The sequence below is a fragment of the Planococcus sp. MSAK28401 genome, assembly GCF_018283455.1.
GTDB lineage: Bacteria > Bacillota > Bacilli > Bacillales_A > Planococcaceae > Planococcus > Planococcus alpniumensis.
In genome coordinates this window covers 2,316,002-2,330,636 of the sequence record NZ_JAAMTH010000001.1, presented here as the reverse complement: position 1 = coordinate 2,330,636, position 14,635 = coordinate 2,316,002, and the positions used below count along the sequence as shown (strand labels likewise).

Genomic DNA, 14,635 nt, shown 5'->3' with positions numbered 1-14,635 from the left:
TGAAAATGAAAACAGCAATTGTGACAGACAGCACGGCATATATTCCGCAGCAGCAAGCAAAAGATAAAGGCATACATGTAGTACCTTTGCAGATTACATTCGGCACAGAATCCTATGCGGAAACCGAATTGGATACTGCGGAATTTTACAAAAAAGCGCGGGAAGAACTGCCGAAAACCTCTCAGCCGCCGGTCGGTGAGTTCATTTCATTATATGAAAAGCTTTCAGGGCAATACGAGGAAGTGGTGGCCATTCATCTGTCGAGCGGCATCAGCGGAACGATGGCTGGGTCGAAGCAGGCAGGAGACATGACCGAAGGCTTGGATGTCCACGTGTTCGATTCTGAAATCGCTTGTGCAGTCCAAGGGTTCTATGCGCTAAAAGCAGCGGAACTGGCGGAGCAAGGCATGAATGCTAAAGGGATTTTAGCAGAGCTTGAGGTAATGAAAAAAACGCTGCGTGCTTATTTCATGGTGGAAGACCTTCGCCATTTGCAGCGCGGCGGGCGTTTGTCAGGGGCGCAGGCTTTAGTTGGAAGCATGCTCCAGATCAAACCACTGCTGCATTTCCAGGATAAGCTGATCGTTCCGTATGAAAAGATTCGCACACGAAAAAAGGCAATGAACCGCATTGCTGAAGAATTGAAAAAAGACTGCGGCAAAGAACCGCTTCAAGCGACGGTCATCCATGCCAACCGCCTGGAAGAAGCAGAAAAATGGAAAGCGGAGCTTGAACTGGCCTGCCCGGATGTGGAATTCACGATTTCCCATTTTGGCCCGGTGATTGGCACGCATTTAGGAGAGGGCGCGATGGGTCTTGGCTGGGCAAAGAAATGACCGGTCAAGGCCTTTTGGCTATAAAAGAAGGAGGAAACTCATGCAGGCAATCGAAGCATTTTTTAGAGGCAGGATATGGATGAAGCAATTCATTCCATTTCCAAAAGAACTTGTACAGGAAGTAATCGATCGAGGCGACGCAATCGTTATCAGCGGCATATCTGCTGATGGCGAGTGTGGAAGATGCCAGGAGACATCACCTGATTATGTGATTTCGTACGCATGCGCAACATGCGGGAAAGTTTGCAGCTATTGCCGAACATGCATCAAAATGGGACGCATCAGCAGCTGTACAGAATTGGTTTTGTGGACAGCTCCGGCCATTCTTAATGCCGGCCCCCGCGCCTTCGGATGGAATGGCAGTCTGACGCCACTGCAGGCAAACGCATCGAAAGCCATCGCAGATAGCATCCAAAAAGGAGCGGATCATCTGCTGTATGCTGTCTGCGGTGCCGGCAAGACAGAAATTCTATTTTCCCCGATTCACGAAGCGCTGCAAAAAGGATTGCGCATCTGTGTAGCGGCGCCGCGCACAGATGTCATCCTCGAATTGTCCCCCAGATTCAAACAGGCATTCCCCGATGCCCTCATCCATACACTCTACGGCGATAGCCCCGAACAAACCGGCTACGGTGAAATTATCCTGGCCACCACTCATCAATTGTATCGATTCCAAGAAGCTTTCGATTTGCTATTCGTCGATGAAGCGGATGCTTTCCCGTATTCGCTTGACCCATCGCTTGAACGGGCTGTGAAAAAAGCCGCCAAGCCGTCCGCTCCCGTTATCTACATTTCCGCCACCCCATCCAAAACACTCCAAAAACAAATTGCCGAACACTCCACCATATTTAGGCGCTATCATGGCGCAACCCTGCCAGTTCCCGCTTACCGGGCGATGTGGAATTATGAACGCCATCTCCGAAAAGGCAAGCTTCCGTCGCCATTAAAAGATTGGATAGAAGACAAGCTTCGGAAAAAGCAGCCGTTCCTCCTGTTCTTTCCGTCCATCCAGTTGATCGAGCTAGCAAGCCCGCTCCTGCACAAAATCGATTGCGCAATCGCTGCGGTCCATTCAAAAGATCCATATCGCAAAGAAAAAGTGATGCAATTGAGGGAAGGTGCTTTAGCAGGTCTTGCCACCTCCACTATATTAGAACGCGGCATCACCATCCCCCACTTGCAAGTCGCAGTCGTCGGGGCCGATCACCGGGTATTCGACCGGGCAGCGCTCATTCAAATTGCCGGGCGGGTCGGGCGAAGCGCAAAAGATCCTACTGGAGACGTCATCTTTTTCCACAATGGCATCACCAGGCAAATGGACGCGGCCAGACAAGAAATCCTCTTCTATAACAAGGAGGAGAAAGCATGAACTGCTGTCTATGCGACCAAGCATTGCGCTTTGTTCCCTCGTGGCGCGGCATTTTTCTCTATGAACCTCCAGAATTGGTGTGCCAGCAGTGCCGCAATGAGTTTTCAAAAATTACAGGACCATGCTGCAAACTTTGCGGTAAGGAAGGTGCAGCGATATGCCACGATTGCCATTATTGGGAACAGCACGGCTGCCGGGGTCTCATCCACTCAGGAAAAAGCCTATACCGCTACAACGATGCCATGAAAGACTGGTTTCACCAATATAAGTTTTTAAAAGATGTTTTATTGGCTCAAGTATTTGCGAAGGATTTGAATGATAACTTAGCAAATGAGCGGGCGCTGGTCGTGCCGATTCCGCTGAATGAAGAAAAGCTCCGCGAACGGAGCTTTTCGCAAGTGGACCAATTACTGCTGTCAGCGAATATTCCATACCGGCATCTGCTGGAGAAATGCGGTGAAACCTTGGGGGAGAAAACACGCCAGGAACGGATGGCAACAAAGCAGTTGTTTCGATTGAACGGGGAAGCGGTTCCGAAACAGCTGGTGCTCGTCGATGATCTCTATACCACAGGCACAACCATGCGGCAGGCGGCAAAAACTTTGCAGCAAGCGGGCGCAGAGTCGATCCGCATACTCACCTTGATTCGTGCCTAAGCTTGAAAAAACGACTGACGCCTAGGCATTAAAAAAAACGGCTGCATGGAGCAGCCGTTCACGTTTATATTAATGTTCATAGATCATCTTGCGTGTCATGCCACCGTCAATCGTCAAACATTCCCCTGTGATGAAGGAATTATCCGGATTCGACAAGAATAAGCACGCTCTAGCAATATCGTCCGTTGTGCCGACACGCCCGCTCCAATGCTGCTCATGATCGACTTTACGGAGCTCGTCCCGGTCGCCGGTATGTATCCAGCCAGGGGCAATCGAGTTAACGCGAATACCTTTTGTATGAAGGCTTGCTGCGAGTGAATGGCTGAGTGCGAAAATCCCGCCTTTGGAAGCAGAGTAGCTTTCCGTCCCTTGTTCTGACATGAACGCTCTTGTTGAAGACATGTTGACGATCGACCGGATGTCCTCATCCATATAACGGGCAGCTTCACGGCTGCAGATAAAGACGCTCTTCAAATTTGTATTGAGCACGCGGTCCCAATCTTCTTCCGTCAGCTCCCAAAGTGGCGTAAATTCCGAGATTCCGGCGTTGTTTATCAGCACATGGATGCTGCCGTGCGCATCATGGATGTCGGAAAAGACGCGTTCGACTTCCGTAAAGCTCCCTACATCACAGCGGCGGTATTCCACTCCGTCGATCTCGACTTCCTCAATGTCCAAGCCGATGACGTTTGCGCCTTCTTTTTGGAAATATTGTGCTACGGTTTTCCCGATGCCTTGTGCGGCACCTGTTACTACAATGGTTTTATTTGTAAACATGGGCTTCATCTCCTTGTCATATTGTTTACCTTTTTACTACAGCACTGAAACTTTTTACGTTTCAAGAAGGATTCCGTAGGGAACAACTAGAAATAGATAGACAGCAAAACAGAAGGAGGAGTTCACATGTTGCAATTCAACATCAGAGGCGAGAATATTGAGGTAACTCCCGCAATTCGCGAACACATCGAGAAGAAGGTAGAGAAAATCGAACGCTACTTCACCGATGGAGCGAATGCAACAGCGATGGTCAACTTGAAAACGTATAATCATAGCCAAACAAAAGTGGAAGTCACAATTCCGATGAAAAACCTGACACTACGTGCTGAAGAACGGCACGATGATCTCTATGCAGCGATCGATTTGATCGTTTCAAAACTGGAGCGTCAAATCCGCAAGTATAAAACGAAAGTCAACCGCAAATTCCGCGACCGCGAAGGAATGGGCCTTGCTTTTGCACAAGCCGAAAGCGAAGCGCAAAATAACAGCGCGGCAGAAACGGATGACGAGGAAGATTTGAAAATCGTCCGTACAAAACAATTCGACTTGAAACCGATGGACGAGGAAGAAGCAGTTCTGCAGATGAACATGCTCGGACATAGTTTCTTCGTCTTCACTGACGCCGAATCAAACGGCACCAATATCGTCTACAAACGCAAAGACGGTTCTTACGGGTTAATCGAAACAACTTCATAACAACAAAAGCCTCCTGTAACGGGAGGCTTTTGTTATGCAATTATTCAAGCACATTATTTTCTGCAACTGGTCTTTGAATGAAGCCTGTTAAGAATCGCTCTTTTTCAATGGAATTTTGCGAACGAGCAGAAAATGCATTGTTTGCACGCTTTATAGTGCAGTGTTAAAATAAATGGTGAGATTTTTTTTGAAAATGCTGCAGATGATTAAGATAAACCCAAAGAAATGAAAATATGAGCAATAGCGGTTTTTAGGTTGTCTTCAGCCTGAATCGCCATGCAGGGAGCGGTTAAACATGCTTGGAGTATTGAATAAAGTATTTGACCCGAATAAACGGGATTTAAAAAGATTGGAAAAAGTATCAGACCAAGTGGAAGCACTGGCCGATGAGTTTACGGCTAAGACAGACGAAGCCTTAAAAGCGAAAACTGCCGAATTCACAGCACGTTTCGAACAAGGCGAGTCGCTCGATGATATATTGCCTGAAGCATTTGCGACAGTCCGCGAGGCATCAAAGCGTGTCCTTGGAATGTATCCATTCCGCGTACAGATCATGGGTGCCGCGTCGCTTCATCAAGGGAATATTTCCGAGATGAAAACCGGTGAAGGTAAAACTTTGACTTCAACGATGGCTGTCTATTTAAACGCTATCACGAAAAAAGGCGTCCATGTCGTGACCGTCAACGAATACTTGGCGAGCCGCGATGCGGAAGAAATGGGCCAGCTTTATAATTGGCTCGGCCTGACAATTGGGCTGAACGTCAACAGCCTGACAAAAGAACAAAAACGAGAAGCTTACCAGGCGGACATTACTTATAGCACGAATAACGAGCTTGGCTTCGATTATTTGCGCGATAATATGGTGCTATATAAAGAAGATATGGTCCAACGTCCGCTTCATTTTGCCGTCATCGATGAGGTCGATTCGATCTTGATCGATGAAGCACGGACGCCGTTGATCATTTCAGGTCAGGCAGCGAAGTCCGCCCAGCTCTATATGCAAGCGAACGCTTTCGGGCGACTGCTTCAGAAAGACACGGATTACGCTTATGATGAAACGACGAAAGGTGTCGTGCTGACAGAAGAGGGCATCGAGAAAGTTGAGAAAGCATTCAGCATTGATAACTTGTTCGATTTAACGCACGTACGTTTGAACCACGCGATCAACCAATCGCTAAAAGCACATGTCACCATGCAAAAAGATGTCGACTACGTCGTCCAGGACGGCGAAGTGGTCATTGTCGACCAATTTACCGGCCGCCTTATGAAAGGCCGCCGCTACTCGGACGGGCTTCACCAAGCGATCGAAGCCAAGGAAGGCCTGGAAGTCCAGAACGAATCGATGACAATGGCAACGATCACGTTCCAGAATTATTTCCGCAAATATGAGAAATTGTCAGGTATGACCGGTACGGCGAAAACGGAAGAAGAAGAGTTCCGCAACATCTACAATATGAACGTTATCTCCATTCCGACAAACAAGCCGATCATCCGGGATGACCGTGTCGATTTAATTTATGCGACAACAGAAGGCAAGTACAAAGCGGTTTCTGAAGACATTATCGAGCGCCATAAAAATGGCCAGCCGGTTCTTGTCGGTACCGTAGCGATTGAAACGTCTGAAATCATTTCTGAGTATTTGACCAAAAAAGGCATCAAGCATTCGGTCTTGAACGCGAAGAACCACGCACATGAAGCTGAAATCATCTTGGATGCCGGCCAAAAAGGCGCTGTCACGATTGCTACGAATATGGCAGGGCGCGGAACGGACATCAAATTGGGTGAAGGCGTCATCGAAGCAGGCGGACTCGCGGTTATCGGTACCGAGCGCCACGAATCCCGCCGTATCGATAATCAGTTGCGCGGTCGTTCAGGACGCCAGGGAGATCCCGGTGTAACGCAATTCTATCTATCGCTTGAAGATGATCTGATGCGCCGCTTCGGTTCGGATGCCATGCGCAATATGATGGGTAAACTTGGCATGGATGATTCCCAGCCGCTTCAATCACGCATGGTGACACGTTCTGTCGAATCTGCCCAAAAACGTGTGGAAGGCAATAACTTCGATGCACGGAAACGCCTTTTGCAATATGATGATGTGTTGCGTGAACAACGTGAAATCATCTATAAAGAGCGGATGGAAGTGCTCGAGACCGATAATATGCGCGAACTTGTCGACAATATGATCGACAGCTCGATCGGCCGCATGGTCGCAAGCTATACAACAGCAGAGAAGCCGGAAGAGTGGCACTTGAAGTCGTTGACGGAAGTGATTTCTGCTAATCTCCTGCCGGAAGATACGATCACTGAACAAGATCTGGAAGGCAAAACGCAAGACCAGATCATCGAATTTGTGCGCAGCAAGGTAACAGCGCATTATGATGAAAAAGAAGTTGAAATGACGCCTGACCGCATGCGCGAATTCGAGAAAGTCGTCCTGTTGCGTTCGATCGATACGAAATGGATCGACCATATCGATGCGATGGACCAATTGAGACAAGGGATTCACTTACGTGCATACGGCCAGAATGACCCGCTTCGCGAATACCAGAACGAAGGCTTTGCCATGTTCGAAGCGATGATCGAGGCGATTGAAGACGACGTGGCGAAATACGCCATGAAAGCGGAAATCAAGAACAATCTCGAACGCGAAGAAGTGGCGAAAGGGCAAGCCGTCAACCCGAAAGAAGGCGGCGAAGCACCACGCAAGAAGAAAGAGCCGGCCCGCCGGGAAATGGAAGTCGGTCGCAATGACCTGTGCCCATGCGGCAGCGGCAAGAAATTCAAGAACTGCCACGGGGCAGCTTCGTAAACGAGTGTTCATGGCCGAAGAGCAAAAGCTCTTCGGCATTATTATGAGGAGGAACTTTATATGATGGAATTAGCGGATATTCGCAACGAGCTCGACAAAACAGCCGAAAAACTGGCGGACTTCAGGGGGTCTCTTTGACTTAGAAAACAAAGAGGCACGTATACAGGAATTGGACGAGAGAATGATCGACCCAAATTTCTGGAATAACCAAGAAGAAGCGCAAGTGGTCATTTCCGAAGTGAATGCATTAAAAGATACAGTCAATCGTTACCGCAAGTTCGAAGAAGATCAAGAGAATATGGAAATGACACTCGAACTTTTACGCGAAGAGCCGGACGAAGAACTTCACGAAGAAGTGAGCGGGGAGCTGAAGCAGTTTCTTAAAGACTTGAACGCTTTCGAGTTGGAGCTTCTGTTAAGCGAAGAGTACGATAAAAACAATGCCATATTGGAATTGCACCCAGGTGCTGGCGGAACAGAATCCCAGGATTGGTGTTCGATGCTTTTGCGCATGTATACGCGCTGGGCTGAAAAACGCGGATTCAAAGTGGAGACTTTGGATTATCTAGCGGGAGACGAGGCCGGCGTTAAATCGGTGACACTCGGCATCAAAGGACATAACGCATACGGTTACTTGAAAGCTGAAAAAGGCGTCCATCGCTTGGTCCGCATTTCGCCGTTCGACTCTTCTGGCCGCCGCCACACATCGTTTGTATCGTGTGAAGTGATGCCGGAATTTACCGGCGAAATCGAAATCGATATCCGCACCGAAGATCTGAAAGTCGATACTTACCGTGCAAGCGGCGCTGGTGGACAGCACATCAATACGACAGACTCCGCTGTCCGGATTACCCACTTGCCGACAGGTGCTGTAGTGACATGCCAACAGGAACGTTCGCAAATTAAAAACCGTGAAAAAGCAATGCAAATGCTGAAAGCGAAACTCTATGCATTAAAGATCGAAGAGCAGGAAAAGGAATTGCTGGAAATCCGCGGCGAACAGAAAGAAATCGGCTGGGGCAGCCAAATCCGTTCTTACGTTTTCCACCCGTATTCCATGGTCAAAGACCACCGGACAAATTATGAAACAGGAAACCTCCAGGCTGTCATGGATGGCGACCTGGATGGGTTCATTCATGCGATGCTGCGTTCGAAAATGCAACAAGCTGAATAATACTTTTCTAAGCGTTAAAGATACGCCCCGAAAGTCGTTGCTCAATAGAGCGGCGCCTTTCGGGGTTTTTTTAATGGCTATAAAGGCAATAGAAGAAAAAGGAACGTGTATTTGCAAGGAGGTATTGGACATGATGACGCATCAATTATTGGTCTTGCTGATGATTGGCTATATCGTTTATACAATCGATATCAAAAAGAATTTTTTTCCGGTTCCGGTCGTGTTGGTAGCAATTGGTTTGGGGCTTTCGTTTATTCCGTATTTCGACGGATTTAATATCTCAAAAGAAATTATCTTCAATGTTTTTTTACCGGCAATGTTGTTTACCTCGGCTTATCAATTTCCATTAAAGCAGCTAAAGCAAAACATCGGCATTATTGTCAGTTTGAGCACGATTGGACTGATCCTCACCGTTGCTCTGCTCGGCTTGTCCATCTATTTCGCAGGCGGGATATTTACCAGCCTGACCATCACGGCGGCTTTCTTGCTAGCGGCGATCCTGACACCGACCGATCCGGTATCGGTGACCGCTATTTTGAAAGAAAGCAGCGGTGCAGAACAGATTGCTGATGTCGTGGAAGGGGAGTCAATGATCAATGATGGGACGAGCATCGTCTTTTTCACGATTTTCCTGACGATGTATCAAACCGGAAACGGATTTTCATTGGGCAAATTTGTCTCGGAATTGTTGCTCGTTTCGATTGGGGGCGTCGTTCTCGGGATTGCTATAGGTTGGTTGATGAGCAGAACGATCCGCTTTACCCAAGATAAAAAATACCAAGTCATGCTGAGTGTCATCGGAGCTTACGGTGCTTTTTATATAGGGGAAGCGATCGGGGTGTCCGGGGTTCTTGCCACAGTGGCAGCCGGAGTATTCGTCGCTTATGAAATGGGAAGAAGCATTAAGGAAGATACACTCCCACAGTCATTGAACGGCTTTTGGGATATTGTTACACCGATTTTATTGGCGGTGCTGTTTTTGTTAATCGGCATACGCGGTGCAGAGTATCTGGCATTTTCAGGCTGGTGGTTCGCAATAGTCATTTTCCTATTGACCATCATCGTCCGTTTCATCGTTATCGCGCTGTTCATTTACGGGGTGCCTAAATGGCGGGATGAATTCAAAAATGATTTCTCGACAATCACGTTAACTACATGGTCAGGAATCAAGGGCGCCATGTCCATTGCACTGTTGCTGTGGCTCGAAGAAACGGCCTCCGGGCAAGACCAAGTGCTGATTTCCCTGGCATTTGCGGTAATTCTACTTTCCCTCGCCATTCAAAGCATCGGCATTTACCCACTGTCAAAAGTATTAAAAAAAATTCAATAGAAGAAGAGCAGCAAAAATGTCGGAGTTTGCCGATAGAATACAGCTAGCAGTTCAGTTGCGGGAAGGCTATTGCTTTATCCAGATGAAGTTCACAAAAAACGGGGGGTCTGCTATACTCTGACAGGGTTCAAGTGAATATAGACGAAAGAGGAATAATAGCTTATGGGTAAACGAAATATACGTAAATCAAGAGATCCACATCCGGTTTTGACAACTGTGATGGATTATATCGCCGTTCTGGCAGGAGCGGCAATTGTCGCCATTTCATTCAACGTGTTCCTATTGCCGAATGAAGTGGCCTCAGGCGGAGTCAGCGGCATCAGTACGATTCTATTCGGCTTGTTCGAATGGAAGCCGGCATTCGTTCAATGGGCATTCAATATTCCGCTGTTTATTTCGGGCATCATTTTGCTTGGAAAAAATTTCGGAATTAAGACAGCGGTCGGTACCGTGTTTTTGCCGCTCGTCGTGTTCATGACGGAAGATTGGGAAGCCTGGACGAGAGATCCGCTGCTCGGCTCGCTGTTTGGCGGCATCATGGTCGGTCTCGGGCTAGGAATCGTGTTCCGCGGGAAAGCATCGACTGGCGGAACCGATCTTGCAGCGCAGATCATCACCAAATACACCGGCCTCACTCTCGGTACAAGCGTTGCGATCATCGACGGCATGATCGTGTTGGCAGCAGCCATCGTTTTTGATATCGAAAAAGGCTTGTATGCATTGATCGGATTGTATCTGACGACCAAAACCATCGATTTGGTGCAGGTCGGATTCAGCCGTTCGAAGATGGTATACATCATCACGAACAAGCAAGTGGAAATCCGGGATGCCATTTACGATGAAGTCGATCGAGGCGTTACGGAATTAACAGCGACGGGCGGCTACTCCGGAAATGAAAAGCCGATTTTGATGGTCGTGATTCCTCAGACAGAATTTACAAGACTAAAACAATTGGTTAAATTGATCGATCCGCAAGCTTTTGTTATCGTATCCGACGCTTCCGAAGTTCTTGGGGAAGGTTTCAAACGTGCCTAAATTTGGTATACTCCTATAGAAGGTAAAAAAAGCAAGACGAAGAGGAGGATTTCCATGAAAAAGCAATTGATGACCGTATTGTTCGGTTCAGTTCTTGTGCTTGGTGCATGCGGCGGCGGGGAAGAAACATCTCCTGAAGAACCAGCTGATACAGGCGGCGATACAGAAACTGAAACAACGACAGTGGATGCAGAAGCAGTCATTCAGCAAAACTGTATTTCATGCCACGGTGAAAACTTAGAAGGCCAGGGCAACTTCCCGGCATTGAATGATGTGGGATCCCGCTTGTCACAAGAAGAAATCCTGTCAGTTATTCAAAATGGCCAAGGCGCTATGCCTCCGAACATCATCGAAGGCGAAGAAGCAGAAGCTGTAGCAGAGTATCTTGCGAACCAAAAATAAACCGGCATTTTGCCCGGTTTATTTTTTTGCCATAAAACGAGGTATTTTTGTTGGTGAATGATAAAAATAAGGTAAAAATAGATGAATTATGACCTTATATTATTAAAATTTCAGATAATTCTTTGTATCGAGACTGAGTCTGAATTGAAATGTAACTGTAACAAAAAAGGGGTTTAGGAGTGTTATAATAACCGTGCTGCAAAATTTGCTACGTACTTGGGAAATAAACTTCGGCAAAATGCCGAATGACTATAGGTGGTTTATCAATGATACAAATGAAGAATGTTTACAAAAAATATCCGAACGGCATTGTAGCGCTTAACGGATTGAACGTTGAGATTGCACAAGGTGAATTTGTTTATATTGTCGGCCCGAGTGGAGCTGGTAAATCCACGTTCATCAAAATGATGTATCGTGAAGAGCGTCCTTCTTCAGGGCAAATGCTTGTCGATGGAAAAGATATCGCAAAATTAAAGAACCGGAAAGTGCCTTTTCTTCGCCGTGACATCGGCGTAGTATTCCAGGATTTCAAACTACTGCCCCGATTGAACGTGTATGAAAATGTTGCGTTTGCACTCGAAGTCATCGAGGAAAAACCGCAAATTATCAAAGAGCGCGTCATGGAAGTCCTCGACATGGTCGGTCTGAAGCACAAGGCGAAAATGTTCCCGCGTGAATTGTCTGGCGGAGAGCAGCAACGTGTGTCCATCGCCCGTTCGATTGTCAACACACCGAAAGTGATGATTGCCGACGAACCGACAGGAAACCTTGACCCCGATACCTCGTGGGATATCATGAACCTTTTTGAACAGATCAACTCGACAGGGACGACCATCATCATGGCGACCCATAACCGGGAAATCGTCAACAAGTTAAGACATCGCGTCATTGCCATCGAAGGCGGGCTGATTGTGCGCGACGCAGCCGGAGGTGATTACGGCTATGAAGATTAGAACATTTGGCCGTCACATCAAAGAAAGCCTTAAGAGCCTCGGACGAAATGGCTGGATGACATTTGCCTCTGTCAGCGCCGTCACCGTTACTTTATTGCTTGTAGGGGTATTCGTCATGATTATGATGAACCTAAACAAAGTCGCCGATGATTTGGAAAACGATGTTGAAATCAAAGTCTTTGTCTCACTTGATGCAGAAGAAGAAGATGTTGCAGAACTCGAAGAAGAAATATCCGGCCTCGACGGTGTTGAATCGGCCGACTTTTCAACGAAAGAAGAAGAGTTGACGGATCTTGTGCTCGACTTTGGCGAAGAACTCAGTTTGTTCGAGCAAAGCAATCCGTTGTTTGATGTGTTCTATGTAAAAGCGACAGAACCTCAACAGACTGAAACGGTAGCCCAAGAAATTGCTGCATTTGAATATATCGAAGACGTAGAATACGGAGAAGGAAAAATTGAGAAGCTTTTCAATTTCCTTAACGCAGGGCGTAATGTTGGACTGATTCTCATTTTGGCATTATTGTTTACAGCGATGTTCTTGATTTCGAACACGATCCGCATCACAATTGTGGCGCGTCGCACTGAAATCGAGATCATGAAACTTGTCGGGGCGACCAATTGGTTTGTCCGTGTGCCATTTATTTTAGAAGGCATGTGGCTCGGGATCCTCGGTTCCATCATACCGATCGGGCTGGTCGTACTGCTATATCAGAAAATCACGGAATTTGTACAACCACGTCTCAGCGGAGAACTCTTCCAATTGCTCGAGTTTTCACCGTTCATCTACCAAGTAAGCGCGTTGATCTTGGCAATGGGTGTCTTTATCGGGATTTGGGGAAGTTTTATGTCCATTCGCAAGTTTTTACGGGTATAATCAATCCAAGGCCTATGGTCGCATGTTAACCATAGGTCTAAAACTTACATAAATCAGGAAATAAAATACAGACATAGAAAAAGAACGTATATCCAAAGGGGGAAAACGAACTTGAACTCGAAGTCTAAATGGATGTTGTCCGGTGTTTCATCAATTCTCGCATTGTCACTGCTGATGCCTAGTGCACACGCAAACACAAGCAAGCTCGATGAATTGGAACAGGAGCAACAGCAAGTACAAAAAGAACAGCAAAAATTGGAACAAGAGCGTAAAGAGTTGGAAGAAAAAGAAGAAGACTTGAGCTCGGGTATCCAAAAGAAAGAAGGCGAGATTCAGGAAACGTCTTCAAAGCTCGACAGCATCGTTTCGGAAATCCAGCAATTGGATAAGAAAATGCAGGAAACACAATCAAAAATAGACACAGTACAAGCAGAAATCGATCAAACCAAAGAAGAAATCGATGAATTGAAAGAAGCAATCAAAGAGCTCGAGCGTAAAATCGACGAACGCACTGAATTATTGAAAGAGCGTGCACGTGCCATCCAGATGAGCGGTGGATCTGTCGATTACATAGATGTTCTTCTAGGGGCCAATAGCTTTATTGATTTTATCGACCGGTTTTCAGCAGTCAACACTTTGATCGAAGCTGACCGTGAAATCATGCGTGAACAAGCAGCCGACAAAAAAGAATTGGCTGCGAAAAAAGAAGCGGTCGAAACAATTCTTGCTAACCAAGAAGAGCGCCGTGAAGAGCTGGTTTCATTGAAAGCATCATTGGATAGCCAGAAAAAAGAACAAGCTGGCTTGAAAGCTCAAATGGAAGCAGAACAGAAACGTTTAGCTTCAGAGAAAAACAATTTGGAAGCACAGCATGAAGAAGCGCTTGAAGTCAGCGCTGCAGTCGAAAAGCAGATTATGGGACAACAAGCTCGCATGGCGAAATTGGCTCAGCAAGAAGAATCTGAACGCGCACGCATAGCCGAAGCGGAACGGAAAGCGGCGGCTGAAAAAGCCGCAGCCGAAAAGGCCGCAGCTGAGCGTGCAGCAGCCGAGAAAGCAGCGGCTGAACGGGCAGCAGCCGAAAAAGCGGCCGCGGAAAAAGCTGCCGCCGAAAAAGCGGCTGCTAAATCTTCTTCAGTAAGCACCAGCGCTGCCAGCCCTGCGCCAGCACCCGCACCAGCTCCGGCACCAGCGCCAACGCCGGCACCGGCTCCTGTCGTTAAGCCATCAGCTAATTTCGTGATGCCGGCATCAGGGCGCCATACGTCCGGATTTGGCGGGCGTGATATCGGGGACGGTGCAGAGACGCATCTTGGTTACGATATCGCCAACAGCCCAGGAACACCTATCGTCGCTTCAGCGGCTGGATTCGTTTCATATGCAGGATCGATGGGCGGTTATGGCAATGTCATCATCATTACCCACTCGATTAATGGGCAGCCATATGCGACTGCTTATGCTCACTTGAGTTCAATTGGGGTATCAGTCGGGCAAAAAGTTGAGCAGCGCCAGTTTATCGGAGGCATGGGCAATACCGGCCGTTCGACTGGTTCTCATTTGCATTTTGAAATTCACGTAGGATCTTGGAATGGGGCGCGCAGCAATGCTGTGAACCCAGCCAATTATCTCTCTTATTAATCCAAAAAGCCGTCAAGGCCATTCTTTCCGCTTCACGACTGGTGAAGCTTGGATAAATGGCTTGGGCGGTTTTTTCGTTGACA

13 protein-coding genes are annotated in these 14,635 nt (G+C 47.3%); 12 read left to right on the top strand and 1 reads right to left on the bottom strand.

The features are described 5' to 3' along the window. Positions 1-5: 5 nt before the first annotated feature. Genes G3255_RS11880 through G3255_RS20070 form a run of 3 tightly spaced genes read left to right on the top strand, consistent with a single transcriptional unit; the run spans position 6 to position 2,861 of the window. On the top strand, positions 6-836 hold the full coding sequence (locus G3255_RS11880; protein ID WP_211654645.1) for a DegV family protein: 831 nt from the start codon (positions 6-8) through the stop codon (positions 834-836). A 40-nt stretch (positions 837-876) separates the two neighbouring features. Next, entirely contained in the window at positions 877-2,205 is a 1,329-nt protein-coding gene (locus G3255_RS11875) for an ATP-dependent helicase ComFA (protein WP_211654644.1), read from the top strand. Beyond that, entirely contained in the window at positions 2,202-2,861 is a 660-nt protein-coding gene (locus tag G3255_RS20070) for a ComFC family protein (RefSeq protein WP_249222116.1), read from the top strand. The genes G3255_RS11875 and G3255_RS20070 overlap by 4 nt, the downstream gene beginning before the upstream one ends. Before the next feature lie 69 nt (positions 2,862-2,930). Here G3255_RS20070 and G3255_RS11865 read toward each other — a convergent pair whose 3' ends face one another. After that, positions 2,931-3,638 carry an SDR family NAD(P)-dependent oxidoreductase gene (locus tag G3255_RS11865; RefSeq protein WP_211654643.1) on the bottom strand — a complete coding sequence of 236 codons (708 nt, stop codon included), beginning with the start codon at positions 3,636-3,638 and terminating at the stop codon, positions 2,931-2,933. A 126-nt stretch (positions 3,639-3,764) separates the two neighbouring features. Between G3255_RS11865 and hpf the strand changes: the two genes are divergently transcribed. From hpf to G3255_RS11820, 9 genes are all read left to right on the top strand, one after another. Continuing rightward, entirely contained in the window at positions 3,765-4,334 is a 570-nt protein-coding gene (gene hpf / locus G3255_RS11860) for a ribosome hibernation-promoting factor, HPF/YfiA family (RefSeq protein ID WP_211654642.1), read from the top strand. A 295-nt stretch (positions 4,335-4,629) separates the two neighbouring features. Further along, positions 4,630-7,146, top strand: a complete 2,517-nt coding sequence (gene secA, locus G3255_RS11855) for a preprotein translocase subunit SecA (RefSeq protein ID WP_211654641.1) — start codon at positions 4,630-4,632, stop codon at positions 7,144-7,146. Positions 7,147-7,209: 63 nt separating this feature from the next. Beyond that, positions 7,210-8,320, top strand: a protein-coding gene (gene prfB / locus G3255_RS11850) for a peptide chain release factor 2 (RefSeq protein ID WP_211655850.1) whose coding sequence is annotated in 2 segments (ribosomal slippage) — positions 7,210-7,281 and positions 7,283-8,320 — 1,110 coding nt in all. Because the reading frame shifts where the segments join, the coding sequence is not laid out codon by codon here. Positions 8,321-8,450: 130 nt separating this feature from the next. Continuing rightward, positions 8,451-9,650 carry a cation:proton antiporter gene (locus G3255_RS11845; RefSeq protein ID WP_211654640.1) on the top strand — a complete coding sequence of 400 codons (1,200 nt, stop codon included), beginning with the start codon at positions 8,451-8,453 and terminating at the stop codon, positions 9,648-9,650. 219 nt (positions 9,651-9,869) lie between these two features. Beyond that, on the top strand, positions 9,870-10,685 hold the full coding sequence (locus G3255_RS11840; protein ID WP_442757090.1) for a YitT family protein: 816 nt from the start codon (positions 9,870-9,872) through the stop codon (positions 10,683-10,685). A gap of 54 nt (positions 10,686-10,739) precedes the next feature. Continuing rightward, positions 10,740-11,087, top strand: coding sequence for a cytochrome c551 (gene cccB / locus G3255_RS11835; RefSeq protein ID WP_211654638.1), 348 nt, complete (start codon positions 10,740-10,742; stop codon positions 11,085-11,087). 266 nt (positions 11,088-11,353) lie between these two features. Beyond that, positions 11,354-12,040, top strand: a complete 687-nt coding sequence (gene ftsE / locus G3255_RS11830; RefSeq protein ID WP_101190690.1) for a cell division ATP-binding protein FtsE — start codon at positions 11,354-11,356, stop codon at positions 12,038-12,040. Then, positions 12,030-12,914, top strand: coding sequence for a permease-like cell division protein FtsX (gene ftsX / locus G3255_RS11825; RefSeq protein WP_211654637.1), 885 nt, complete (start codon positions 12,030-12,032; stop codon positions 12,912-12,914). The genes ftsE and ftsX overlap by 11 nt, the downstream gene beginning before the upstream one ends. Before the next feature lie 111 nt (positions 12,915-13,025). Then, positions 13,026-14,552 carry a murein hydrolase activator EnvC family protein gene (locus G3255_RS11820; RefSeq protein ID WP_211654636.1) on the top strand — a complete coding sequence of 509 codons (1,527 nt, stop codon included), beginning with the start codon at positions 13,026-13,028 and terminating at the stop codon, positions 14,550-14,552. Positions 14,553-14,635: the final 83 nt, after the last annotated feature.

Excerpts from the sequence above, each read along its gene's own strand:
- G3255_RS11845 (WP_211654640.1), top strand. The coding sequence starts at position 8,451 with ATGATGACGCATCAATTATTGGTCTTGCTGATGATTGGCTATATCGTT.
- G3255_RS11880 (WP_211654645.1), top strand. The coding sequence starts at position 6 with ATGAAAACAGCAATTGTGACAGACAGCACGGCATATATTCCGCAGCAG.
- G3255_RS11865 (WP_211654643.1), bottom strand. The coding sequence starts at position 3,638 with ATGTTTACAAATAAAACCATTGTAGTAACAGGTGCCGCACAAGGCATC.
- ftsE (WP_101190690.1), top strand. The coding sequence starts at position 11,354 with ATGATACAAATGAAGAATGTTTACAAAAAATATCCGAACGGCATTGTA.
- hpf (WP_211654642.1), top strand. The coding sequence starts at position 3,765 with ATGTTGCAATTCAACATCAGAGGCGAGAATATTGAGGTAACTCCCGCA.
- G3255_RS20070 (WP_249222116.1), top strand. The coding sequence starts at position 2,202 with ATGAACTGCTGTCTATGCGACCAAGCATTGCGCTTTGTTCCCTCGTGG.
- cccB (WP_211654638.1), top strand. The coding sequence starts at position 10,740 with ATGAAAAAGCAATTGATGACCGTATTGTTCGGTTCAGTTCTTGTGCTT.
- ftsX (WP_211654637.1), top strand. The coding sequence starts at position 12,030 with ATGAAGATTAGAACATTTGGCCGTCACATCAAAGAAAGCCTTAAGAGC.
- G3255_RS11875 (WP_211654644.1), top strand. The coding sequence starts at position 877 with ATGCAGGCAATCGAAGCATTTTTTAGAGGCAGGATATGGATGAAGCAA.
- secA (WP_211654641.1), top strand. The coding sequence starts at position 4,630 with ATGCTTGGAGTATTGAATAAAGTATTTGACCCGAATAAACGGGATTTA.
- G3255_RS11840 (WP_442757090.1), top strand. The coding sequence starts at position 9,870 with ATGGATTATATCGCCGTTCTGGCAGGAGCGGCAATTGTCGCCATTTCA.